Below are 23,772 nucleotides of genomic sequence, written 5' to 3'. Positions count from 1 at the left end.
GCGTCCCCATTGCGTCGGATCACTGGCCGCAGATTTGCGCGGCTGTCTTCGTGGTCAGATTCGTTTTGTCGAAGCCGAAGGGTCCGACCGTCGCGAGATGATCGGGGGTGCCGAGCCATTGATGCAGTTGCTTGTTCACGGCATCGCGCAGGTCGGTGTCTTCCGGCCGGAACGCCAGCGCGCCATAGCCCGTGTGGTTCGGATCGTCCTTGAAGAACGAGACGGTTTCGACCTGGCCCGCATCTTTCGATGCAAGTCCCTTCATCGTCAGCGCGGTGCCGGCTGCGGCGTCGGCGCGGCGCGTGCGCACTGCCTGCAGTTGCGCTGTCGTGTCGGGCACCTGCAGCAGTTGCGCGTCCTTGACGCCCGCGTCGCGCGAATTGGCGACTTCGACGGCGCCCGCCATGACCGCGAGCTTGAGGTCCGGCTGCTTCGCGACGTCGCCATAGCTGTGCAGATTCTTCGGGTTGCCTTTCATCACCAGCAGCGTGTCCTGGATCTGATACTGCGGATCGGCGAACGCAACCTGCTTGCAACGCTCGGGCGTGATGTACATGCCCGCAGCGATGACGTCGAAGCGGCCGGCGCGCAGGCCTGGAATCAGCGAGCCCCACTCCGTCAGCACGGCATCGACTTTCTTCACGCCGAGCTTCCCGAAGATCTTGCGCGAGATTTCCGGCGACTCGCCCGTCACCTTGCCGTCGGGCTGCGTGTAGGCGAACGGCGCCTCGTTCGCATAGCCGATGCGCACCTCGCCGGTGCGCTGGATGCGCTGCAACGTCGTTTCAGCCGACGCGAACTGGGTGTGCATGGCGAGGCTCGCTGCCGCGAGGCAGAGGGCGCCGAGCATGACTGACGTGCGCTTCGATTTCATGGCGATTCCGTATGAGGGCGAAAAGAGAGTGACAAATGACGCAGTGCGGTGCATGCCCGAAGCGCGGGAAAACCCGATGTGGCAAGGATTCCGGCGCGTTCGACATGTGCTGCGATGCGACCCATGAACGCAGCATACAAAGCCATTTTTTTGTTCCGATTGCTCTAGGACAATAATTTTCAGTACCGCTTTTGTCGCACTATGCATGGTGTGGAGCGCGCTGCATGCGCGGCTTTGCATGGAACGGGAGTCGGCAGGTGATCGAGCAATGGCGGGAAGCGGTTGGCGCGGTGCATGGCGTCGAGTCGAAATACAAGCGGCTGGTGAAGGCGATTGCGATCGATATCGAAAGCGAGTCGCTGCGCGCGGGCGCGCGTCTGCCGCCGCAGCGCGACGTCGCGTCAGAGCTGTCGATCAGCGTGCAGACCGTGACGAATGCGTACAAGGAACTGGAGCGGCAAGGGCTGATCCGTTGCGAGGTCGGGCGGGGCAGCTTCGTCGCCGAGCGCGTCACGGAAACGATGTCGAACTATATGCTCGATACGGCGGAGCGTTCCGTCATCGACTTTTCGATCGCACGCATCATCCATACGCCCGAGCACGACGCGATGTGGCGCAAGGTGTGCGCGACGCTGTCGAAGATCGAAGACCAGCCGTGGATTCGCGCATTCAGGCCGATTGCGGGCTTCGAGCATCATCGGCAGGCGGGTATTGCGTGGCTGCAGACAATGGGCATGCCCGCTTCGATGGACACGATGCTCGTCACCAATGGCGCGGCGCACGGCATCTTTCTCGCGCTCGCGTCGCTGGTCGGTCCCGGCGATACGGTGCTATGCGAAAGCCTGACCGACCATGGCGTAATCGGCTCCGCGAATGTACTTGGGTTTACGTTGAAAGGGCTGGAGATCGACGAGTACGGCATTCACCCCGAGCATTTCGAAGAGATGTGCGACAGCGAGCGCATCACGGCGCTCGTCTGCACACCCACGCTGAACAATCCCACCGTCGCGATGATGCCCGAGTCGCGACGCCGGTCGATTGCGCGGATCGCGGAGCGCTACGGCGTGTTCGTGATCGAGGACGACGTGTATGGACCGTTGCCCGTGTCGCGTCCCGCGCCCATTTCGAGTCATATTCCGGACCTGTCGTTCTACTGCACGAGCATGTCGAAGTCCGTGCTAGCTGGCTTGCGCATCGGCTATCTGACCACGCCGCGCCGGCTCGCGCTGCGCGCCGAGAGCGTGTTGCGCGTGAGCAGCTGGATGGCGACCTCGCCGATGGCGGAAGTAGCGACCCGCTGGATCAACGACGGCACGGCCGCGCGGCTTGTCGAGATGCAGCGCGGGCGGTTGGCGATCCGCCAGGCGATCGCGCAAAAAGTACTGGGCCCATATGTGCTCGGCTCGCATCCGCAAGGCTTGTCGGTATGGCTGCGCGTGCCCGATCACTGGCAGGCGGACCGGCTCGTGCGCGAGCTGCGCAACCGGAGTATTGCCGTGACGTCGCCCGATCCGTTTCTCGTGCGCGGCGCGGACCGGCCCAACGCCGTGCGCTTGTGCGTGGGCGCGGAAGTGAGCGACGAGCTCTATCAGGAAGCGCTCGAAACGATGCGTGACGTGTTCGAGCAATACCCGCAGGTGCATGACTTTGGCTGAATGCGTCATTGCATGCGAACGGGCAAAACGAAAATGTACCAGGACAATAGAAAACAATATTTAGAACATTAGACTGGCCGCACTGAGTCCGCTGTGGCCCGCATCGAATCCCTGCGATGCGTACTACAGCGGTCGTGAACAGGTGCAAGGGCCGTCAATGTCCGTACTTTCGCTTGCCGATGTCTACGCTGCACGCCGACGTATCGAAGGGCGCGTGCTGCGCACGCCGCTGGTCGAATCGCCTGCCTTGTCGGCCGTTGCGAACGCACCCGTCTATCTGAAACTCGAAACCGTGCAGCCGACAGGCAGCTTCAAGCTGCGCGGCGCGACGAACGCACTCGTACGCCTTGCCGAAACCGGTTGCACGCGCGTGGTCACCGCGTCGACAGGCAATCATGGGCGGGCCGTCGCGCACGCAGCGCGCGCGCTGGGAATCGAGGCGGCCGTGTGCATGTCGTCGCTGGTGCCGTCGAACAAGGTCGAGGCCGTGCGCGCGCTGGGCGCGCAGGCGCGCATCGTCGGCAGGAGTCAGGACGATGCACAACATGAAGCGCAACGCCTCGTGCGCGAAGAAGGTTACGCGTACGTGCCGCCGTTCGATCATCTCGACGTGATCGCCGGGCAGGCGACCATCGGCGTAGAGATCGCGGAAGACTTGCCTGACGTCGGGCACATCGTGGTACCGCTGTCGGGCGGCGGACTCTTTTCAGGGGTGGCGTTCGCCGCGAAGCAGATCGCGCCCAGCGTGCGCATGACGGGCGTGACGATGGCGCGCGGCGCCGCGATGCACGCGAGCCTCGCAGCAGGCAAGCCCGTGCCCGTCGATGAACTGGAGACGCTCGCGGATTCGCTGGGCGGCGGCATCGGGCTCGACAACCAGCACACGTTTTCACTGACACGCGAACTGATCGACGAGATCGTATTGCTCGACGAGGCGTCGATTGCGCGCGGCATCGTGCACGCCTATGAAGTCGAACATCTGGTGCTCGAAGGCGCTGCCGCCGTCGGCATCGCCGCGCTGCTCGCGAGGCGTCCCGGCAATGCGCCGCTTGCACGCGGCCCGATCGTGCTGATCGTGACGGGCGCCAACATCGACATGAACCAGCATCGCCGCATTGTCGGTGCAGCCTGATACGGAGTGACGGATGACAGCTATTACCCTGCTAGGCGAAGCGCAACTCAGGGAACTCGTGCCGCTCGATCTCGCCGCTATCGATCAGATCGAGTCCGCGTTTCTCTCGCTCGCGACGGAAGCCGTCGCGATGCCGCCGATCCTGCGGCTCGATCTGCCCGAGCATCGCGGCGAAGTCGATGTGAAGACGGCCTATCTGCCGCGCTTCGACAGCTTCGCGATCAAGGTCAGCCCCGGCTTCTTCGACAACCCGAAGCTCGGACTGCCGAGCCTCAATGGACTGATGCTCGTGCTGTCCGCTAAAACGGGATTGACGGAAGCGGTGCTGCTCGATAACGGCTATCTGACGGCCGTGCGTACGGCTGCCGCGGGCGCTGTTGCAGCGCGTTGGCTGGCGAAACAGCACGCGCCGAATGTCGCAGTGATCGGTGCGGGCGAACAGGCGCGTCTGCAATTGCAGGCGCTCGCGATGGTGCGCAAGGTCGAGCGCGTAACGGTATGGGCGCGTAATCGCGCGAACGCCGAGCAGTTTGCAGCCGACATGTCCGGGCAACTGCGTATCGCGTGCGAAGTGGCGCGCGACGTGCATGATGCGCTCGCCAAAGCGGACATCGCGATCACGACGACGCCCACCACCGAGCCGCTGGTTCATGCGGCCGATCTGCATCCTGGTCTGCACATCACGGCCATGGGCTCGGATGCCGAACACAAGAACGAAATCGCACCGCAAGCCTTGGTGGCGGCGCGCTATGTGTGCGACCGCGTCACGCAGACGCGTGTGCTCGGCGAACTTCATCACGCCATTGAAGCGGGCGCCGTCGATGCGGCCGCACCGCATGCGGAACTCGGACAGATCATCGCAGGACAGGCCCAGGGCCGCACGCGCGACAGCGACATCACGTTGTGCGACCTCACGGGCACGGGCGCGCAGGACACGGCCATCGCGACGCTCGCCGTCGCGCGTGCGCGCGCGGCCAATGCAGGCACCCTTTTCCGCAACGACATGAAGCGCTGAGAGGAGACCATGTCAGACACACCTCAACTGGAGCGGGACGATGTCGAGCAGGCGGCACCAATGGTCCGCCTGCCATTCGATCGCAGCGAGTACGACGCACGCATCGCAAAGACGCGCCGGGCAATGGAGAAGGCCCAGATCGATCTGCTGATCGTGACGGACCCGACCAACATGGGATGGCTCACCGGCTACGACGGCTGGTCGTTCTATGTGCATCAGTGCGTGCTGCTCGCGCTGGACGGCGAACCCGTCTGGTACGGCCGCGGACAGGATGCGAACGGCGCGCTGCGCACGGTGTTCATGAAGCGGGAGAACATCGTCGGCTATCCGGACCACTACGTGCAGTCTCCCGAGCGTCATCCGATGGACTATCTCGCGCGCGAAGTGATCGAGGCGCGCGGCTGGCAGGCGCGCCGCATCGGCGTCGAAATGGACAACTACTATTTCAGCGCGGCCGCATTTGCGTCGTTGCAGCGCAATCTGCCCAATGCGACATGGCGCGATGCGACGGCGCTCGTCAACTGGCAGCGCGCTGTGAAGTCGCCGCGCGAGATCGAGTACATGCGCATTGCTGCGCGCATCGTCGAGAAGATGCATGCGCGGATCGTCGAGCAGATCGAACCGGGCATGCGCAAGAGCGATCTCGTTGCGCAGATCTATTCGGCGGGGATTATGGGCGTCGACGGATATGGGGGCGACTATCCCGCGATTGTGCCGCTGCTGCCGACAGGCGCCGATGCCGCCGCGCCGCATCTCACCTGGGACGATTCGCCGTTTGAAAACGACGCGGGCACGTTCTTCGAAATTGCCGGCTGCTTCAAGCGTTATCACTGCCCGCAGTCGCGCACCGTCTATCTCGGCAAGCCGCCGAAGCATTTCATCGATGCGGAGAAGGCGGTTGTCGAAGGCATCGAAATGGGCCTTGCTGCCGCGAAGCCCGGCAACACCTGCGAGGACATCGCGAACGCGTTCTTTGCGGTGCTGCGCAAATCGGGCATCGAGAAGAACAGCCGGTGCGGTTATCCCATTGGCGCGAGCTATCCGCCCGATTGGGGCGAGCGCACGATGAGCCTGCGTCCGGGGGACAAGACCGTCCTCGAACCCGGCATGACGTTTCATTTCATGCCGGGCCTGTGGCTCGACGACTGGGGACTCGAAATCACGGAAAGCATCCTGATTACCGGGTCGGGCGTCGAGACCTTCTGCAACACGCCGCGCAAGCTGTTCGTCAAGGAGTAGGGCAATGCGGGCTTCACCCATATCCGCGACGATCGATTTCGAGGCCGACGGCGAACAGCACGGCTTTCTGAAGTTGCCGCATTCGCATGATGCATCCGCGTGGGGCGCCGTGATGATTCCCATCACGGTGATCCGCAATGGCGACGGGCCGACCGCGTTGCTGACGGGCGGCAATCACGGCGACGAGTACGAAGGTCCTATCGTGCTGTCGAAGCTCGCATCGACGCTGAAGGCGAGCGATGTGACGGGGCGCGTGATCGTCGTGCCGTTCATGAACTATCCGGCGTTTCGCGCGGGCAGCCGTACGTCGCCCATCGATCGGGGCAATCTCAACCGAAGCTTTCCGGGCAAGCCGGACGGCGGCGTGACCGAGAAGATTGCCGACTACTTTCAGCGCTATCTGCTGCCCCTCGCGGACTATGTGCTCGACCTGCACGCGGGCGGCCGCACGCTCGATTTCGTGCCGTTCGCCGCCGTGCACGTGTTGGCGGATGCGAAGCAGCAGGCGCGTTGCGAAGCGGCGATGCGCGCATTCGGCGCGCCGTATTCGATGCGGATGCTGGAACTGGATAGCGTTGGCCTGTTCGACACGGCTGTCGAAGAAGCGGGCAAGGTGTTCGTCTCGACTGAACTGGGCGGCGGCGGCACCGCGACGGTGTCGAGCGTGGCCGTCGCCGAGCGCGGCGTGCGGGGCTTTCTTGCGAATGCGGGTGTGTTGTCATTGCATGACGGCGACCATACGGCGCAGCGCACGACAACTTTGCTCGATATGCCGGACGGTACTTGCTATACGACTTGCGAGCACGATGGGTTGCTGGAAATGTGCAAGGACCTGGGAGAAAGCGTCGAAGCGGGCGAAGTGATCGCGCGGGTTCACGATATGACGCGGACGGGTGCGAAGGCTGTCGAGTATCGTGCGCGACGCGGCGGCTTGCTTGCTGCGCGGCATTTTCCGGGGCTCGTGCGGATTGGCGATACGGTGGCCGTGGTTGCGGATGTCGTCGAGCGTGGTATTCGCGTATGAAACTCGATCGCTACGATCTTGCGATTCTTCGCATTCTTGCGCGAGATGGGCGTATTACGAAGTCGCGGCTCGCTGAGGAAGTGAATTTGTCGATCTCGCCTGCGTGGGAGCGGGTGCGGCGGCTTGAAGAGAGTGGCTTGATTCGTGGTTATCGGACGGATGTCGATTGGGCTAAGGCATTTAAGGGTAGCCGGATTATTGTTGAAGTGACGCTGGCGCGGCATACGGCGAATGATATGCGGCGGTTCGAGGAACGGGTTGGGCGGGCGGAGGAAGTTGTGGAGTGCCATGCTACTGGCGGTGGGGTGGATTATTTTCTACACGTGGTGGCGCGGGATATTGATCACTATCAGCGGTTTATTGATTCGCTGCTCACCGAGGAGGTGGGGATTGAGAGGTATTTTACTTATGTGGTGACTAAGGTAGTTAAAGAGGGGGGGGAGTCGGTGCCCGACTGGGCTGAGGTGGGGTGATGGTTTTTGCTTTTGGTTTTGCTTTTGGTTTTTGCTTTTTCGCTGGCATCCGCGAATTGTTAGCGTACTTCACGCGTCGCCCCTGTGCGGGGCGGCACCTACTTTTCTTTGCCGCCGCAAAGAAAAGTAGGCAAAAGAAAGCGGCTCACACCGCCAGCTCTTTTTTCTGCCTGAGGGCCCCCAAAGGTTCTTACGCTTCACACGGCAACCACGTGACTGATGTTCGTTGCCAACGCTCTGAATGAGCGCCTCACCCGCTTCACGCACCTGCGCTTCAGCATGCGTCACCAGACAGTCCACCGCCGCCCAGGTGGCAAACTGTGTGTAGGCCGCAGTGCCTCACACGTCTCACTCCGGACCGATAGCACACGCGTCCCACCCTGTAAGAGCGCCAAGCCATACGACGCGACAACCTACACACAGTTTGCCACCTAGGCGGCGCATACCATTCGCTGCCGTTTGCTCGGGTACGGGTAATCGAAGCGGGTGAGGCACCTGTTCGAAGCGTTGGCAACGGGCACCAACCAGGGCCACTGGTGTGTGAGGTGTGGGGACGTTGGGGGCCCGTGGGTAAACGTCAAGAATTGGCGGTGTGAGCCGCTTTCTTTTGCCTACTTTTCTTTGCGGCGGCAAAGAAAAGTAGGTGCCGCCCCGCACAGGGGCGACGCTTGAAGCGAGCTAACGAATCGCGGATGCCAGCGAAAGCGAAAGCGACAGCGAAAACAAAAGCAAAAGCAAAAGCAAAAGCAAAAGCAAAAGCAAAAGCAAAAGCAATTCCCTGATGCCAGCGGAATCGCGGATGCAAGCGCAAAGGCTAATCACGAATAGCAACCGAAAACCCAACTCCTCCCGCGACAGCGAAAAAAACCGACCACCTCCACCAGAAAACAGAAAAACCAAAACCCAAACACCCCGAGAACAAAAAAAACAGAGCCCGCGCAGCGCCTAAAGTAACAGCCAGAGATATCAAAGAAAGGAGATCACCATGTTGCTCGGCCACCCTGTTCTCTTCAAATCATTGTGTTACATCGACGGCCGCTGGGTCCACAGCGAAACAGCTTCGACAATAGCGATACAGAACCCTGCAGATCAAAAAGTAATCGGCCACGTCCCGATGCTGGAAGCACACCAGATCACACAGGCAGTCGACGCCGCACATCGCGCATTCGAAACCTGGCGCTGGATCCCAGCCACAAAACGCGCCGCCATATTGCTCCGCTGGCACGAACTGATCCAACGCCATCAACACGACCTCGCAGGCATCCTCGCCCTGGAACAGGGCAAGCCACTCGCCGAGGCAACGGGCGAAATCACATACGGCGCGAGCTTCATCGAATGGTTCGCGCATGAAGGAAAGCGACTGAACGGCCGCACGATCCCATCGCATATCGACGGCGCACATCTCGGCACGATCATGGAACCCGTCGGCGTCGCCGCCCTGATCACCCCGTGGAATTTCCCCAACGCGATGATCACCCGCAAGGCTGCAGCGGCGCTCGCAGCAGGCTGCACAGTCGTCGTGAAGCCCGCGCACGAAACGCCGTTCTCCGCACTCGCGCTCGCGCAGCTCGCAGAAGAGGCCGGTTTCCCGCCGGGTGTCTTCAACGTGGTGCTCGGCGATCCGCAAACGACGATGGAAACACTGGTGCGCGACCCGCGCGTGCGTACCGTCAGCTTCACGGGCTCGACGCGCGTCGGTGGCCTCGTCATGCAGGCCGTCGCCCAAAGCGGCATCAAGAAGACGGCGCTCGAACTCGGCGGCAACGCGCCGTTCATCGTCACGCATGACGCCGACATCGATCAGGCAGTGCGCGTGGCCGTGGCAGCAAAGTTTCAGACGTCAGGGCAAGACTGTTGCGCGGCGAATCGCATACTCGTTGCGCGTCCCGTCTACGAAACATTCGTCGAGCGCTATGCGCAGGCCGTGCGTCAGTTGAAGGTCGGCGCGGCGTTCGAACCGGGCATCCAAGTCGGTCCGCTGATGCATCAAGCCGCGTTCGATGCGACCGTCCAACGCGTCGAGGATGCGCGTGCGAAAGGCGCGCGTGTTCTGGCCGGCGGCGTGCCCCATGAGCGCGGCGGCTGGTTCTTCGAGCCAACCGTGATCGCCGATGCGCAGAAGGGCATGCGCATCTACGATGAAGAGAACTTTGCACCCATTTCGGCCGTGTCGCCCTTCGACACGCTCGAAGAAGCGATTACGCGCGCCAACGACACCGAGTACGGTCTCGCCGCCTATCTGTGCGCGAAAGATCTGAACACGGTCTTTCAGGTCATTCGCCAACTGGACTTCGCGATGGTCTCAGTGAACGGCGCGAAATTCACGGGCGCGCCGATTCCATTCGGCGGCATGAAGGCATCGGGTCTCGGCCGCGAAGGCGGACTCGAAGGCTTCGAGCCGTTCGTCGAAACGCGGTACTTCTGCCTCGGTCAATTGGGCTTGCCCCTAACCGACGTCGCTTCGCCTGCTCGCCGGCCGCTCGCCGCGTGAGTCTGTCATTCAACTATCGATTAAATATGGAGTGTCATATGACCCAGTTCGATCAACTGTTCAGCGCGGACCGCGCGCATTTCATGCACCCTTCGACGCATGCTCACGATCACGCCAGCGGCGCGCTGCCCGGCCGCATCGTCACGGGCGCCAAAGGCATCCGCATCGAGGATCATCAAGGCAAGTCGTTCATCGACGCATTCGCGGGCCTCTATTGCGTGAACATCGGCTACGGCCGCACGGAAGTGGCCGACGCGATTTATGAGCAGGCAAAGAAACTGGCTTATTACCACACCTATGTCGGGCATTCGACCGATACGATCATCGAACTGTCGTCGCGCATCATCGACTGGTCGCCGACGGGTATGAAAAAGGTGTATTACGGCATGTCCGGTTCCGACGCGAACGAAACGCAGATCAAGATTGTCTGGTACTACAACAATGTAAAAGGCCGTCCGAACAAGAAGAAGATCATTTCGCGCCAGCGCGGCTATCACGGCTCCGGCATCGTGACGGGCAGCCTGACAGGTCTGCCGAGTTTCCATCAGCACTTTGATTTGCCCGTCGATCGCGTCAAGCATACGGTCTGTCCGCATTGGTATCGTCAGGCGCCCGCTGGCATGAGCGAAGCGCAGTTCGTCGACTATTGCGTCGAAGAACTGGAGAAGCTGATTGCGAAGGAGGGCGCGGATACGATCGCCGCTTTCATCGGTGAGCCGGTGATGGGCACGGGCGGTATTCTGCCGCCGCCGGCCGGTTACTGGCCCGCCATCCAGAAAGTACTGAAGAAGCACGACATTCTGTTGATCAGCGATGAAGTGGTGTGCGGCTTCGGACGGCTAGGCTCGAAGATGGGCGCGCAGCATTTCGGCATCGAGCCGGATCTGATCACGGTCGCAAAGGGTTTGACGAGCGCGTATGCGCCGCTGTCGGCCGTGATCGTCGGCGAGAAGGTCTGGGACGTCATTGCGCAGGGATCGCAGGAACATGGTCCGATGGGGCATGGCTGGACCTATTCCGGACATCCCGTTTGCGCTGCCGCGGCGCTCGCGAATCTCGACATTCTTGAGCGCGAGAACCTCATGCAGAATGCGGCGGAAGTCGGCGGGTATCTGCAGCAACAGTTGCATGCCGCATTCGATTCGCATCCGCTCGTCGGCGAAGTGCGCGGCTCAGGCATGCTTGCCGCGGTCGAATTCATGGCGCATAAAGAAGAGCGTCGTCCATTCGACGCCGCATTGAAAGTCGGTCCGCGCGTGTCGGCCGTTGCATTGCAACAAGGACTCATTGCGCGCGCGATGCCGCATGGCGACATTCTCGGCTTTGCGCCGCCGCTCGTGACGACACGCGCGGAAGTCGACGAGATCGTCAAGCTGGCCAGGACAGCCGTGGATGAAGTCGCTTCGCAGGTGCTAAAGAAATCTGCTGCTGTCTAACAGCGTCGCAAGCGTATTGCAATTGGTAATCGCGCGAAGCAACTCGCTGCGGCTGCAGCATGAGGGTTGCTTCGCAAATGCACTCGTTGCGTGTTATAAGCCCAAAGACAGGCTTTTAGTTCCATCACTGGATGATTGTCTTTGGAGGCACGCATTGAAACTAATCGATAAAGCGAAATTCTCCGCAACAGCACTCGCCGTCGCAGGGCTCTTCACGACTTCCGCAGGCTTTCTCGAGTCCGCACCTGCTTACGCGAAAGCACCCCCGCCGCAGCAACCCGTACTCAACGCATCGGCCGTCGCCGTCGCTGACAAGTACAGCGCCGACGCTGCCGAGCAGATCTTCAAGGAAGGCGGCAATGCCGTCGACGCCGCTGTCGCTATCGCGTTCACACTGGCCGTCACGTACCCCGAAGCAGGCAACATCGGCGGCGGCGGTTTCATGACGCTGTACGTGAACGGCAAGCCCTATTTCATCGACTATCGAGAGCGCGCGCCGCTCGCTGCGACGCGCAACATGTTTCTCGACGATCAGGGCAATGTCATCAAGGGCAAGAGCCTTTTCGGCTATTACGCAGCGGGTGTGCCCGGAACCGTGGCGGGCATGTGGGAAGCACAGCACCGCTTCGGCAAGCTGAAATGGAAACAGGTTCTGGCGCCCGCCATCAAATATGCGCGCGACGGCTTCGAAGTCGACGAGCAACTGGCGAAGCGTCGCGAAGACGCCGAGAAGGACTTCGCAGGCAAGACGAATTTCGACACCTATTTCGGCAATCTGAAACAGGGTGTCAATTTCAAGCAACCGGATCTCGCGGGAGTGCTCACGCGCATCGCGAATCAGGGCGCGCGCGAGTTCTATAACGGCAAGACGGCCGATCTGATCGCGGCGTCGATGAAAGGTCACGGCCTCATCACGAAGCGCGATCTGCAGGACTACCGCGCCGTGTGGCGTCAACCCATTCAGGCGGACTGGAACGGCTATCACGTGATCACGGCGCCGCCGCCGAGCTCGGGCGGCATTGGCCTCGTGCAATTGCTGAAGATGAAGGCGGATTTGAAGAGCGACTTCACCAATGTCGATCTCAACTCGCCGCAGTACATTCACCTGATATCGGAAATCGAAAAGCGCGTCTTTGCCGATCGCGCGCAATATCTGGGCGATCCGGACTTCTATAAGGTGCCCGTCGCACAACTGACGGACGACGCCTATATCGCGAAGCGCGCAGCGGAAGTGAATCCCAACGCGCCGTCGGACACGAAGAGCGTGCAGCCCGGGCTCGGTACGTCGATGCCCGAGAAAGCGGAGACGACGCATTTCTCAGTGGTCGACAAGTGGGGTAATGCCGTGTCGAACACGTACACGATCAACGGCTATTTCGGTTCCGGCGTCGTTGCGGAAGGCACGGGCATCGTGTTGAACGACGAGATGGACGACTTCGCTTCGAAGCCCGGCGTGCCGAACATGTTCGGCGTGGTGGGCAGCGACGCGAACTCGATCGAGCCGAAGAAGCGCCCGTTGTCGTCGATGACGCCGACCATTCTGACGAAGGACGGCAAGGTGTCGCTGGTGATCGGCACGCCGGGGGGATCGCGCATCTTCACGTCGATCTTCCAGGTGGTCAATAACGTGTACGACTTCAATATGCCGTTGAAAGATGCGGTTGGCGCAATGCGTTTCCACCATCAACTGTTGCCGCCGAATACGATCTTCGTGGAGCCGTATGCGCCTATCGAAGGCGACCTCGCAAGGCAGGTCGAAGCGAAGGGTTATACGCTGAAGACGCAGGATTTCAACGGCGACATTCAGGCAATCAAGATCAACGGCGAGCGGCCGGAGGCCGTATCCGATCCGCGCGGACGTGGCGTGTCGCGTGTGATACCGTAATCTCGCGGCATGCGCTGGCGTCGCGGCCAATCCCGCGGCGCCATGTCGATTCGCTTTGCAGCGGACATCGCCGGTGGGCGTGTCCGCTGTTTTCACTTTCAGAAGCGGGGAGTCAGCGATGAATCAGCCGGAATCACCGAGCCATACGCAAGAGCCGCAATTCGAAGGGCTCAGTGCCGTCACGCTCGCTACGCATGACATGGAGCGCGCCGTTGCGTTTTACCTGGCGCTTGGCTTTCCGCTTGCCTATGGCGGACCCCTGGAGGCGTTCACGTCGTTTGCGTTCGGCAGCACCTATCTGAACCTGATTCTCGACACGAGAGGACCGGTACGATGGTGGGGACGCGTGATCGTGCACGTGTCCGACGTGGACGCCGTTTATCGCAAGGCACTGGCAGCGGGATACCAACCCGAGGCCGCGCCTGCCGATGCTTCATGGGGCGAGCGCTATTTCCATATCACCGATCCTGACGGCCACGAGATCAGCATCGCCAGGAGGCTGTGAAGCGGCTGTGAAGCGCCTAAAGAGGCGCTTTGACGAGCCGCACGCGCTGCGCAAGAGTAATATGACTGACACCGAGAAAGCTGACAATCACACGAGCCCACGCGCCGCGTGTACCCTTTTCCGCGCTACGGAAAGAACAGGAGCCACTGTGATGAAGGAATCCGAACAGGAACTTGACGCCGCGTCGCTCGCCGCCCGGCAGCGCCGCTTCGAAGAGGACCTCGTCGATGCGTACGACGAGGAACTCGAAATGGAAGTCGACGACCGTATCCTCGACGGCGGCGAAGGCTTCACGCCCGAAGCGCGCGAATTGCGCAAGCAATACTTCCGCGAACTGTTCCGTCTGCAAGGCGAACTCGTCAAGTTGCAGGACTGGATCGTCAAGACAGGGCATCGCCTTGTCGTGATCTTCGAAGGGCGCGACGCGGCTGGCAAGGGCGGTGCGATCAAGCGCATCACGCAGCGACTCAATCCACGCGTGTGCCGGGTCGCGGCACTGCCCGCGCCGAACAATCGCGAACGCACGCAATGGTATTTCCAGCGCTATGTCAGCCACCTGCCCGCAGGCGGCGAAATGGTGCTGTTCGATCGCAGCTGGTACAACCGCGCGGGCGTCGAGCGCGTGATGGGTTTCTGCACCGACGACGAATACGACGAGTTCTTCCGTTCGGTTCCCGAGTTCGAGAAAATGCTGGTGCGCAGCGGTATTCAGATCATCAAGTACTGGTTCTCGATCACCGACGAAGAGCAGGAAATCCGCTTCCAGGCGCGTATCCACGATCCGCTCAAGCAATGGAAGCTCAGCCCGATGGATCTCGAAAGCCGTCGCCGCTGGGAACGCTATACGCAGGCGAAGGAAGTGATGCTGCAGCGCTCGCATATTCCCGAAGCGCCGTGGTGGGTCGTGCAGGCCGTCGACAAGAAACGCGCGCGGCTGAACTGCATCCATCATCTGTTGAGTCAGGTGCCGTATCACGAGATCGAACATCCGTCCATCGTGTTGCCGGAACGCGTCTTTCACGAGGACTACAGCCGTCATCCCGTGCCGGACTCGATGATCGTGCCCGACGTATTCTGATCCCTGTTTGAAGGGCTGAAATGAAAAGCGCGGCATGAAAATGCCGCGCTTTTTGTTTGGATGCGCCGCTCGATCGAATCGCCGCGGCGGCAAGCGTGAATCGTCAGAAGAGGTGGCGGAACAACCAGTACAGTCCCCCGGACAGCGCGATCGACACGGGCAGCGTCAGCACCCACGCAAGCACCAGGCTGCGCACGGTGCCCCATTGCAGGCCCGAGCCGTTGGCGGCCATCGTGCCTGCCACACCCGAAGACAGCACGTGTGTCGTCGATACGGGCAGGCCGTACATGTCGGCGGCGCCTATCGTGACCATCGCGACGAGTTCGGCCGATGCACCCTGCCCATAGGTCAGATGCTGCTTACCGATCTTCTCGCCCACCGTCACGACGATGCGCTTCCAGCCCACCATCGTGCCGAGCCCCAGTGCGATTGCCACGGCAACTTTCACCCACGTCGGGATGAACTTGGTGGCGTGGTCCATCTGCTTCCTGAAGTTGTCGATTGCCCTGGCGTCGTCCGCTGCAAACGCGGGTTGCTTCGCCTTCTCCATCAGACGGATTGCTTCCGACGCGACGTACATGTTGTTACGCACGTTATCGACCTTGTCTTGCGGCACGTTCGCCATCGTGCCCGACGCGCTGACCTGCTGACCGATCTGCTCCATCAGCTTCTGCAGCGCGGGCACCGTCGCGGGCGCGAGCTGCCGCGTGCGCACGAAATTCTCCACTTCGCTGCGCGGCGCGACGACGGGCGGCACGCCTTGCGTCGCGTACTTGCCGAGCGCGGCGGAAGCCTGCTGCGAAACGGCGAGGAAGGTTTGCGTTTCGTTTGCCGTGACGGCCTTGTTCAGCGCGTAGGCCGTCGGCACGGTGCCGATCAGGATCAGCATGATGAGGCCCATGCCTTTCTGGCCGTCGTTGGAGCCATGCGCGAACGACACGCCCGTGCAGGTCAGAATCAGCAGCCCGCGAATCCAGAACGGCGGCGGCTCTTTGCCTTTCGGCTCGGCGTACAGCGCGGGCACGCGCACGAGCGCCTTGAGGACCAGCAATAAAAGGCCGGCGAGCAGGAAACCGATCAGCGGCGAGAACAGCAGCGACTTGCCGACGCCGGCAGCTTGCCCCCAATCGACGCCGCTCGTGCCGTCCGCGCCATGCAGCAGCTGGTTCATCAGCCCGACGCCGATGATGGAGCCGATCAGCGTATGCGAGCTGGACGACGGCAGGCCGAACCACCAGGTACCCAGATTCCAGATGATCGCGGCAATCAGCAGCGCGAACACCATCGCAAAGCCTGCGCTGCTGCCCACTTGCAGAATCAGTTCGACGGGCAGCAACTGGAGAATGCCGAATGCGACTGCGCCGCTCGAGGTCAGCACGCCAAGAAAGTTCCACGTGCCGGACCAGACGACCGCGACGTTGGGCGAGAGCGAGTGCGTATAGATCACGGTCGCGACGGCGTTTGCCGTGTCGTGAAAGCCGTTGACGAACTCGAAGCCGAGCGCGATCAGAAGGGCGACGCCCAGCAGCAGATACGGGACGATCGAGCCCGTGCGAATCGGCTCGAGATCGCCGATTAGCTGAAACGCGCAATAGATCGCGCCAGCGACCAGCGCAATCACAAAGACGGCGAGTCCTAAGTTGCGGTTTTTGGCACTCGCGGTGCCTGTCTGCGGATATGAGAGTTCCGGCATGGCCTGGGCCTCGGGGGATGGTCGGGGGGATCTCCGATCCTGCAAGCCCAGCATGTCGATACGATGACAAACGCATGACGGGTATGCCCCTTAACATTTGTGCGCCGCGTCACGCCGTGTTGAACCGGACGCATCGCGAGAAGGCCCTTGCCGCCCAGACGCTAAAATAAGCGCGTGGCGCCAGGGCGCCGACCCGAATCGAGACCTCCTTGAAAAGAAAAATGCCAGCGCTCAATGCGCTCAAAGCCTTCGAAGTCGCCGGGCGCGCGGGCAGCTTCACGCGCGCGGCGGAATTGCTCAACGTCACGCAAAGTGCAGTGAGCCGCCAGGTGCGGCAACTCGAAGAGCAACTCGGCGAAACCCTATTGCAGCGCAGGCATCATCATCTGGATCTCACGGCGTCGGGCCGCGTGCTGCTGCAGGCGTTGCAGCATTCGTTCGACAAGATCGAATGGACCGTGCGTTCCATTCAGGAGAAGACGCATCTGAACCGCTTGCGAGTCAATGCGCCGCCCACTTTCGCCAGCCGCTGGTTTTTGCCGCGCCTCGGGCGCTTGCACACCGAGCATCCCGAACTGGAATTGAGCCTGTCGACGCGGCTGGAGGACAATCTTGCCGAGTCGAGCGTGCTCGATTGCTCGATCCGTTTCGGCAATGGCGAATGGGAAGGACTCGATAACCTGCTGCTGATGAACGAGCGGCATATCGCCGTGTGCTCGCCCGCGTTGCTTGCACGTCAGGCGGGCAATGAAGCCATCGATCTCAATCAATTCACTTTGCTGCATGTTTTAGCGGGCGACAACCAGCGTTATCTGACCTGGCAGCATTGGTTGAAGGCGGCGGGTATCGAAGGTGTGGATACGTCCGGCGGTTTCGAATTCGACCTGCTCGATCACGCCATACGCGCTGCTGTCGACGGCCTCGGCATCACGATCGCCGATCGTCATATGATTGCGCACGAACTCGCCAATGGAGACCTTGTGCAGGTGCTGAACGTACATGTCGACGGACACCAGTCATATTGGCTCGTGACCCGTCCCGAACAGGGCGACCTGCCGCATGTGACGGTGTTTCGCGACTGGCTGCAACAGGAAGTGTGGCTGACGCAGCGCAGCGTCGAAACATCGGCGGCCGCGCGGGTGCCTTTGATCAGCGGCCATTGACTCGCTTGCCGCTTGCGCGGCTTTTGACTCACTTAAGCTGATTCGTTTGCTTCACATAACTCTCATTGAGCAAGCGGACGCGCTAGCGCCGTCGACATCCATTGCCACGCGGCGCAAACGTTGGGCGTCCATCGCCCGTCGTGCGCAACACTGAAAAACCACAGAAGCGCTTCCAACGCGTAAATGGACTAATTACCCACTGCGGATGCTGGTATCATTTTTTTATACCAATCCATGACGTTGCGCCCGCATCGAAGCGCGCAGCGTCTCTATCAAAGCTTGGTGCAAACAGGGACCCTGCGGCACGCAGCGCACGAACGCGCGCGGCCTCATTCTCAGTCATTTGCTCGGGGATCGATAACGTTGGCAACGAAAAGCAGGGCCGGGCAAGGGAAGAGCTTTGTCGAGCGCATTTACCGCTTGCGCATTGCCGGGCTGGGGCTTGGCTTCTTCTGCGTCGCTTCCGTTTTCGCGCTACAGCATCGCGGCTTCGTGCTGTGGTCGCTTCTCGTGTTTCATGGTTTCGTCTGGCCGCATGTCGCGCGGCGCGCGGCGCTTGCCTGTGAAGTGCCGTTTCGCGGCGAACGCCTGAATCTGATGGTCGATTCGATGCTCGGCGGTTTCTGGGTCGTGGCGATGCAGTTCAACGTGCTGCCCAGTGTGCTGATTCTCGCGATGCTCAGCATGGACAACATCGCCGCGGGCGGGCTGCGGCTCTTCACTCGCGGCGTGGTCGCGCATGTGCTCGGTGTGCTGACGGGACTCGTCACGGTCGGCTTCGTGTTTTCGCCGATGTCGCAAATGCCGACCATTCTCGCGTGTCTGCCGTTCCTCATTATCTATCCGCTGGCATTGGGCTTTACGAGCTACCGGCTGTCGCTCATGCTCGCGCAGCGCACGCGCGAACTCGAGCATCTGAGCCGCACGGACGGCCTGACGCGCCTTTGGAACCGCCGGCATTGGGAAGGTCTGCTCGCCGAGGAATTCGAGCGCTGCCGCGCGAACCGCTACGCGTCGTGCCTGCTTTTGATCGACCTCGATCACTTCAAGCGGATCAACGACACGCTAGGTCATCCCGCTGGCGACGCGGTGTTGCAGGCGTTCGCCGATCTCCTGCGCAGCCATTTCCGCGCGGGCGACAGCATTGGCCGTTATGGTGGCGAGGAGTTCGGCGTCGTTTTGCCGGGCGCGACATTGCGCGAGGCGCATACGGTTGCGAAGGTGCTGGTGCAGCGCGTGAGGGAGAAGACGAAAGAAGCGTCGACACAATGCCCGTGCACGATCAGCATCGGCATTGCTCAATTGACCGACGATCTGTCCGACTATCACACGTGGTTGCAGGAAGTCGACCGCAGTCTTTATCAGGCGAAGGCGACGGGGCGCGACAGGATCGTCGTCGGCGGTCTTGCGCCCGTTCAGGAAGTGGTGCGCGGCTGACCATGCCGAAGCGCGCAGACGCTTCACGCTTCATAGCGCGTAAATAATGCCTGCGAAAATCGTGCCGAACAGCGCCCATTTGACGGCATAGTAAGTCGGCCGATGCCACGCTTTCAGGCGCTTGCCGACGCGGCGAACCGCGTACAGATACTTGAATCCGCGGTTCAGAAAGCCGGTGCGGTCGCCTTCTTCATTCGGCGAACTGGCCGCGCGCATCACGACATTCGAGAACATCCGGTTCAATGCGGTGGCCCAGCGGAAGTACATGGGCCGCTCGACGTCACAGAACAGCACGATGCGCGATACGTCGGTCTCGTTCTTCGCGTAGTGAATATAGGTCTCGTCGAACATCACCGCTTCGCCGTCGCGCCAATAGTACTGTTGGCCGTCCACGTCGATATAGCATTTGGGGTTTGCCGGCGTGACGAGTCCAAGGTGATAGCGCACCGACCCGGCATACGGATCGCGATGCCGCACGAGGCTCGCGCCCGGCGGCAACTGCGCGAACATTGCAGCCTTGATCGTCGGAATGTCCTGAAGCAGACGTGTGGTCACGGGACACAGCGATTGCGCCGACGGATGCGGCGCGTCATACCATTTCAGATAAAAGCGACGCCAGCCAGTCTTGAAGAATGAATTGAACCCGATGTCGTTGTAATGGGACGACGCGGCTATTTTTTGTGCAGCATCCACAGCAAGCGCTTCTTTGCGAATCACTTCCCAGTTTGACTTGAGCGGTGCCAATTCCGGGAAATGCTTTTCGTCGATATAAGCTTTGGCCTTGAGCGGCGAGAAAAGATAGAACAGGCAGTTGATGGGAGCCAGAAAGGTCGAATGATCTGATAGCTGGCGTCCGAATGTGAAACGGGCATTGCCGCGTCTTACTACATACGTGACGCTCACGATAAACCAGATGATAAATAGCCAGCGCATACCTTGCTCTCCAGGTTCCACCTGAACAATCGGTCTTTAGTAACCAGATCTGAAAGTGGAATCTTAGCGAGAACTGCGCCAGCCTGCTCTCGAGGGGTACGCAATGGAACGCCGTTCGCCAAACCGTTAAGCGGCTCGCTGTTAATAGCACCAAAGCGTGGTTTTTCTTTAGCGTGTGATTGCGTGGTAATGGGGCAGACAGACGCGTGAAAACGTGCGCTATTAACTGGAGACGGCGCCTCTTGGTGCAATACCGCGCAAAGTAATGCCGCGTTCCTGCGACATAACACGGGATTTGTCGCGCCCGGGTTGCGCGGCGCCGATGTTCGGTGCGATCAAAGGCTCCACCGAGTAGCCGCGCCGCTCCCACGCGTCCAGCCCGCCCCTTAGCGCGCGAATTCGTGTAAAGCCTTTGTCGCGCATCTGCTGCGACAGCGTTCTAGCCGTGACGTCGTCGGCGCAGATGCAATAGACGACGACATCGCGCGCGAGCAAGGCGGCGTCGACCGTGGCGGGCGAATGGACGTCGAGCGGCAGCGCGCCGGGAATGGGTTGTGGCGTCTGTCGTTTCATCTGCTCGGGGCGGGCGTCGAGCACGACGGGCGGCTTGTCGGGACGCATCATCGCATCGACCTGTTCCGACGAGATAGCCGCGAGCGACAGCGGCCGTTGCAGGCGCCAGCGCTGCACGAAACGGAACACCAGATAACTCGCGGCGATGGTGGTCAGCACATCGATGATCGTCCAGCCGTGCGCCCGCACTTCGTGAATCAGCAGGCTGAGTTGCCGCTCGAAAATCGCCCCGCCTAGCAGCCAGAACGTTGCCCACGCGACGATACCGACGGCGTCCCACGCGAAGAATATGACGACGCCGACGCGCGTCGTGCCCATCAGCGGCGGCGTGATGATGGCGAGACCCGGTATGAATTTGGAGACCGAGACGATTGCCGGTCCAAAGTGCACAAAGAGGGCACGCGCCTTGCGCACGCGCTTTTCCACGGCGGCCGACAGACGCGCGAGCGCATGGATCAGCCGTCGTCCAAGCATGCGGCCCGCCGTAAACCACACTCCGTCGCCAATCAGCGCAGCGGCAAGCGCGGCCGTCAACACGTGCCAGAAGGACAGATGGCCGTTGGCGATCGCCGTGCCGGCGAGCAGCAGCACGGGCACGGCAGGCACGGGAACGCCGAGGCGCGTGAGCAGCACGTTCAGGAACACAACGGCCGCGCCCCACGTAGAAATTGCCGACGGATTGAGATCGACCAATTGAAATAGCTCCTTGCGCATCAGTTCGCTTCGCCGCGCACTGGCTGTCGTTCATTGTTGCACGGCTGACCATACCGCATGCCTGGCAAGCGGGCACAGAACCGGTACAACCGCTACAAATGACTTAGCGTTCTATGGATGCGATGAGCGTGACGGGAATGTCGGTACATCCCATGCTGCTCGACAGTTCAAGTTCTCGCCATTCGCCATTCACCGATTTCGGGGAAATCAGCGGATCGAGTTGTCTGTCGGTGCGCAGCACATTGAAGGGCCACGATGGGCGCAGCAGACGCTCATGCACCAGCGAACCAAGCCAGATCGGCGTGGGCGCCGCGCCGTTGCGGCGCGCAACGGCATAGCCCGTGCGCCAGAAACGCAATACGTCGCGTTCGTCGGTGCGGGTGCGCTGACGGCTGAAAACGAGTGTCGACGGCTCGCCGTCGTTGAGCTTGGGCAGCACGGGCAGATCCATCACGGGCACGTCGGGCGACACCAGCGAAAACAGGCTGCGCACATTGAAGCGCGTGCCTTCGAGCCAACCTCTGCTGCTCAATTGCGCGACGATCTGCTGCCGGTCAGCCGTCCATTGCACGGTGATCGGCTCGCGCCGGTCGCCCTTCATGTCGGAGCGGTAACACGGAAACTGCTTCCACAGCGAGTCCGTCCATTGCGCCTGCGTGACCACTACGGGCGGCCGCTGGCGCACCTGCGGCTCCGCGTCCGGCTGATGTCCCACGGCGATCTGCAGCCCGACGCTCGCGCATAGCACGACCAGCAGAACGGCAGGCATGTATTCGCGCGAAGGCGGCGCTTCCGGGTGCCGCCATACGGCCGTCAGTGCCACGACAGCGACCCAGACGGCCGCGAATGCTGCGCCGCCCACGGCATCGGAGAACGCGAAGCGCCCGGAATACAGGCCCGCGAACGCAATGGCGATCACGATCAGGCTCGCGAGGGCCGTGACGGCGATGCCCGTCAGCATGTTGACGCGGCGCGCCACGACGAACGCTAGAAAGCCGTAGACCGTGACGCTCGCGGCGACGTGATTGCTGGGAAATGCATAGAGATCGGACAGCGCGGCGGCGGGCGGCGCGTGCGGCACGATGACCTGGATCGCGAAGATCAGCACCTGCGAGAAGATCACTGCGATGAGCCAATAAATAAGCATGCGCCAGCGTTTCTCGAAGGCGATCATGATGGTCGACGCAATGACCAGCGCCGCGAGCGTCGGGATGCTGCCGAGCGTCGAGGCACGCGCGAGCGCTTCGCTGATCCACGGCGCCTGCGCGGATTGCAGAAAGCGATAGAAGGACATGTCGACCTGAACGAGCGGATCGCCCGATACGACGTCCTGCATGACGCCAAAGAAAATCCCCGCGCACACCAGCACGAAAACCGAAATGCCGACCAGCAGGCCGATAGCCGCGCGCTCGGGATCGACGATCCGATAGACCAGCTTTCCATACGGCGCTTCATGATCGCGCGCCCACGCCACGAGGCCGCTGCGCGATGCACCGGCCCATGCGCGTGCGTGCGAGACGACTACGCGCATCACCCAGAAGCACAACCATACGATGGCGACCACGATTGCCAGCGCCGCGACGAGACGGAAGGACACGGCACCCGCCAGCTGGATCGAGGCGCCGAATACGACGCCCGGAAGAATATGCGCGGGCGCCCACAACAACGCGGACAGCACGTTCATCGCGTAGAAGCGCATGGGCGGCATTTCGAGCATGCCCGCGATCACCGGGATGATCGCGCGCAGCGGTGCGGCGAAACGCGCAAACACGACGCTCTTCGCGCCATGTTTGTCGAAATACTTCTGGCCGCTCTCGAGCAGCCCCGGGTGCGTGCTGAACGGCCAGAGCCTGCTGATCCTGTCTTTATAACGGCGGCCGAACCAGTAGCTCATGCCGTCACCCGCCACAGCGCCTGCAATCGCGCTCGCGAAGAGCCAGCCGAGATTCAGCGTGCCCGTGCCGACCAGCGCGCCCGCGATGAACATCGCCGTGCTGCCCGGCACGAAGGTGCCGATGATCGCGACGGCTTCGAGAAACGCAGCAAGAAAAACCACGACCAGCGTCCACGCAGTGTGGCCTGCAAGCAGGTGCAGAAGCTGGACGTACGCGTGCTCCATCAATATCTCCAGGTGTCGAAGCGGCCAATCAAGAGCACGGCGATGCGCATGTGGGCTCAAAGGAAAGGGACGTTGAAAGTTTATCAGTGTCGTACCGTTGAGCGCAGGCGTGCGGCCATGCAGCAATTGGCAGTCAATGGAATTAACGGTTGAAGGCGGGCTATTATTCTCGCGGCATGCAAGCCAATGTCAAAAGCCGCTTCAGCAATTGCGTGTGACGAGTCTTATGCGAGGCTTAAGGGAAATAGCGTATCTGAGGACAACGGTTTTCTTACTCAAGCTTTAAAACGATAGCGCTTCTAAGCAATTCCGTGGCATAGTCCGCGTATGCAA

Annotated in this window: 18 protein-coding genes; 13 read left to right on the top strand and 5 right to left on the bottom strand. The window is 61.3% G+C overall.

Annotated elements, in window-relative coordinates; translation table 11 throughout:
- Window positions 1–19: 19 nt before the first annotated feature.
- Window positions 20–874 (bottom strand): ectoine/hydroxyectoine ABC transporter substrate-binding protein EhuB, encoded by an 855-nt coding sequence (gene ehuB / locus C2L66_RS27485; RefSeq protein ID WP_098021626.1) that lies wholly within the window; start codon window positions 872–874, stop codon window positions 20–22.
- Between the two features lie 224 nt (window positions 875–1,098).
- Here ehuB and ehuR point away from each other — a divergent pair, with 224 nt between their 5' ends.
- The 11 genes from ehuR to ppk2 all read left to right on the top strand — a co-directional run bounded on the left by ehuR (window position 1,099) and on the right by ppk2 (window position 14,807).
- Window positions 1,099–2,529 carry a MocR-like ectoine utilization transcription factor EhuR gene (gene ehuR, locus C2L66_RS27480; RefSeq protein WP_176054615.1) on the top strand — a complete coding sequence of 477 codons (1,431 nt, stop codon included), beginning with the start codon at window positions 1,099–1,101 and terminating at the stop codon, window positions 2,527–2,529.
- Between the two features lie 157 nt (window positions 2,530–2,686).
- Complete coding sequence (gene eutB, locus C2L66_RS27475; protein ID WP_060605175.1) at window positions 2,687–3,661, top strand: hydroxyectoine utilization dehydratase EutB; 975 nt, start codon at window positions 2,687–2,689, stop codon at window positions 3,659–3,661.
- A gap of 13 nt (window positions 3,662–3,674) precedes the next feature.
- Window positions 3,675–4,676, top strand: coding sequence for a cyclodeaminase (locus tag C2L66_RS27470; protein ID WP_054933567.1), 1,002 nt, complete (start codon window positions 3,675–3,677; stop codon window positions 4,674–4,676).
- A 9-nt stretch (window positions 4,677–4,685) separates the two neighbouring features.
- Entirely contained in the window at window positions 4,686–5,915 is a 1,230-nt protein-coding gene (doeA, locus tag C2L66_RS27465) for an ectoine hydrolase DoeA (protein ID WP_060605178.1), read from the top strand.
- A gap of 4 nt (window positions 5,916–5,919) precedes the next feature.
- Window positions 5,920–6,939 (top strand): N(2)-acetyl-L-2,4-diaminobutanoate deacetylase DoeB, encoded by a 1,020-nt coding sequence (gene doeB / locus C2L66_RS27460; protein ID WP_060605181.1) that lies wholly within the window; start codon window positions 5,920–5,922, stop codon window positions 6,937–6,939.
- The gene (locus tag C2L66_RS27455; RefSeq protein WP_060605184.1) at window positions 6,936–7,412 is read left to right on the top strand and encodes an Lrp/AsnC family transcriptional regulator; all 477 of its coding nucleotides are present in this window, start codon (window positions 6,936–6,938) and stop codon (window positions 7,410–7,412) included. Before doeB ends, C2L66_RS27455 begins: the two co-directional genes overlap by 4 nt.
- A 985-nt stretch (window positions 7,413–8,397) precedes the next feature.
- The gene (locus C2L66_RS27445) at window positions 8,398–9,903 is read left to right on the top strand and encodes an NAD-dependent succinate-semialdehyde dehydrogenase (protein ID WP_060605187.1); all 1,506 of its coding nucleotides are present in this window, start codon (window positions 8,398–8,400) and stop codon (window positions 9,901–9,903) included.
- 38 nt (window positions 9,904–9,941) lie between these two features.
- Complete coding sequence (locus C2L66_RS27440) at window positions 9,942–11,339, top strand: aspartate aminotransferase family protein (protein ID WP_060605190.1); 1,398 nt, start codon at window positions 9,942–9,944, stop codon at window positions 11,337–11,339.
- 154 nt (window positions 11,340–11,493) lie between these two features.
- A complete protein-coding gene (ggt, locus tag C2L66_RS27435; RefSeq protein ID WP_060605192.1) occupies window positions 11,494–13,224 on the top strand; it encodes a gamma-glutamyltransferase in 1,731 nt (576 codons plus the stop codon).
- Between the two features lie 118 nt (window positions 13,225–13,342).
- Window positions 13,343–13,729 (top strand): VOC family protein, encoded by a 387-nt coding sequence (locus C2L66_RS27430; RefSeq protein ID WP_060605194.1) that lies wholly within the window; start codon window positions 13,343–13,345, stop codon window positions 13,727–13,729.
- Between the two features lie 151 nt (window positions 13,730–13,880).
- Window positions 13,881–14,807 (top strand): polyphosphate kinase 2, encoded by a 927-nt coding sequence (gene ppk2 / locus C2L66_RS27425; protein WP_054933578.1) that lies wholly within the window; start codon window positions 13,881–13,883, stop codon window positions 14,805–14,807.
- A gap of 103 nt (window positions 14,808–14,910) precedes the next feature.
- Here ppk2 and C2L66_RS27420 read toward each other — a convergent pair whose 3' ends face one another.
- Window positions 14,911–16,500: an inorganic phosphate transporter gene (locus tag C2L66_RS27420; RefSeq protein ID WP_060605197.1), complete on the bottom strand. Its 1,590-nt coding sequence runs from the start codon at window positions 16,498–16,500 to the stop codon at window positions 14,911–14,913.
- Between the two features lie 221 nt (window positions 16,501–16,721).
- Between C2L66_RS27420 and C2L66_RS27415 the strand changes: the two genes are divergently transcribed.
- Entirely contained in the window at window positions 16,722–17,663 is a 942-nt protein-coding gene (locus C2L66_RS27415) for a LysR substrate-binding domain-containing protein (protein WP_060605200.1), read from the top strand.
- 363 nt (window positions 17,664–18,026) lie between these two features.
- Entirely contained in the window at window positions 18,027–19,100 is a 1,074-nt protein-coding gene (locus C2L66_RS27410) for a diguanylate cyclase (RefSeq protein WP_060605201.1), read from the top strand.
- Window positions 19,101–19,130: 30 nt separating this feature from the next.
- On the opposite strand, the gene C2L66_RS27405 is transcribed toward C2L66_RS27410, so the two are convergent.
- The 3 genes from C2L66_RS27405 to C2L66_RS27395 all read right to left on the bottom strand — a co-directional run bounded on the left by C2L66_RS27405 (window position 19,131) and on the right by C2L66_RS27395 (window position 23,439).
- The gene (locus C2L66_RS27405) at window positions 19,131–20,033 is read right to left on the bottom strand and encodes an aspartyl/asparaginyl beta-hydroxylase domain-containing protein (protein ID WP_054933582.1); all 903 of its coding nucleotides are present in this window, start codon (window positions 20,031–20,033) and stop codon (window positions 19,131–19,133) included.
- Window positions 20,034–20,255: 222 nt separating this feature from the next.
- Window positions 20,256–21,299, bottom strand: coding sequence for a VTT domain-containing protein (locus C2L66_RS27400; protein WP_060605205.1), 1,044 nt, complete (start codon window positions 21,297–21,299; stop codon window positions 20,256–20,258).
- A 124-nt stretch (window positions 21,300–21,423) separates the two neighbouring features.
- Window positions 21,424–23,439: a VTT domain-containing protein gene (locus tag C2L66_RS27395; RefSeq protein WP_060605209.1), complete on the bottom strand. Its 2,016-nt coding sequence runs from the start codon at window positions 23,437–23,439 to the stop codon at window positions 21,424–21,426.
- Between the last annotated feature and the right edge of the window lie 333 nt (window positions 23,440–23,772).

This window comes from Paraburkholderia caribensis, assembly GCF_002902945.1.
Classification (GTDB): Bacteria; Pseudomonadota; Gammaproteobacteria; order Burkholderiales; family Burkholderiaceae; genus Paraburkholderia; species Paraburkholderia caribensis.
This window is presented reverse-complemented; position numbering and strand designations above follow the sequence as displayed.

Coding starts and splice junctions, on each gene's coding strand:
- C2L66_RS27405 (WP_054933582.1), bottom strand. CDS start 20,033: ATGCGCTGGCTATTTATCATCTGGTTTATCGTGAGCGTCACGTATGTA.
- C2L66_RS27455 (WP_060605184.1), top strand. CDS start 6,936: ATGAAACTCGATCGCTACGATCTTGCGATTCTTCGCATTCTTGCGCGA.
- ppk2 (WP_054933578.1), top strand. CDS start 13,881: ATGAAGGAATCCGAACAGGAACTTGACGCCGCGTCGCTCGCCGCCCGG.
- C2L66_RS27470 (WP_054933567.1), top strand. CDS start 3,675: ATGACAGCTATTACCCTGCTAGGCGAAGCGCAACTCAGGGAACTCGTG.
- C2L66_RS27440 (WP_060605190.1), top strand. CDS start 9,942: ATGACCCAGTTCGATCAACTGTTCAGCGCGGACCGCGCGCATTTCATG.
- ehuB (WP_098021626.1), bottom strand. CDS start 874: ATGAAATCGAAGCGCACGTCAGTCATGCTCGGCGCCCTCTGCCTCGCG.
- eutB (WP_060605175.1), top strand. CDS start 2,687: ATGTCCGTACTTTCGCTTGCCGATGTCTACGCTGCACGCCGACGTATC.
- doeA (WP_060605178.1), top strand. CDS start 4,686: ATGTCAGACACACCTCAACTGGAGCGGGACGATGTCGAGCAGGCGGCA.
- C2L66_RS27445 (WP_060605187.1), top strand. CDS start 8,398: ATGTTGCTCGGCCACCCTGTTCTCTTCAAATCATTGTGTTACATCGAC.
- C2L66_RS27420 (WP_060605197.1), bottom strand. CDS start 16,500: ATGCCGGAACTCTCATATCCGCAGACAGGCACCGCGAGTGCCAAAAAC.
- C2L66_RS27415 (WP_060605200.1), top strand. CDS start 16,722: ATGCCAGCGCTCAATGCGCTCAAAGCCTTCGAAGTCGCCGGGCGCGCG.
- C2L66_RS27430 (WP_060605194.1), top strand. CDS start 13,343: ATGAATCAGCCGGAATCACCGAGCCATACGCAAGAGCCGCAATTCGAA.
- doeB (WP_060605181.1), top strand. CDS start 5,920: ATGCGGGCTTCACCCATATCCGCGACGATCGATTTCGAGGCCGACGGC.
- ehuR (WP_176054615.1), top strand. CDS start 1,099: ATGCGCGGCTTTGCATGGAACGGGAGTCGGCAGGTGATCGAGCAATGG.
- C2L66_RS27395 (WP_060605209.1), bottom strand. CDS start 23,439: ATGGAGCACGCGTACGTCCAGCTTCTGCACCTGCTTGCAGGCCACACT.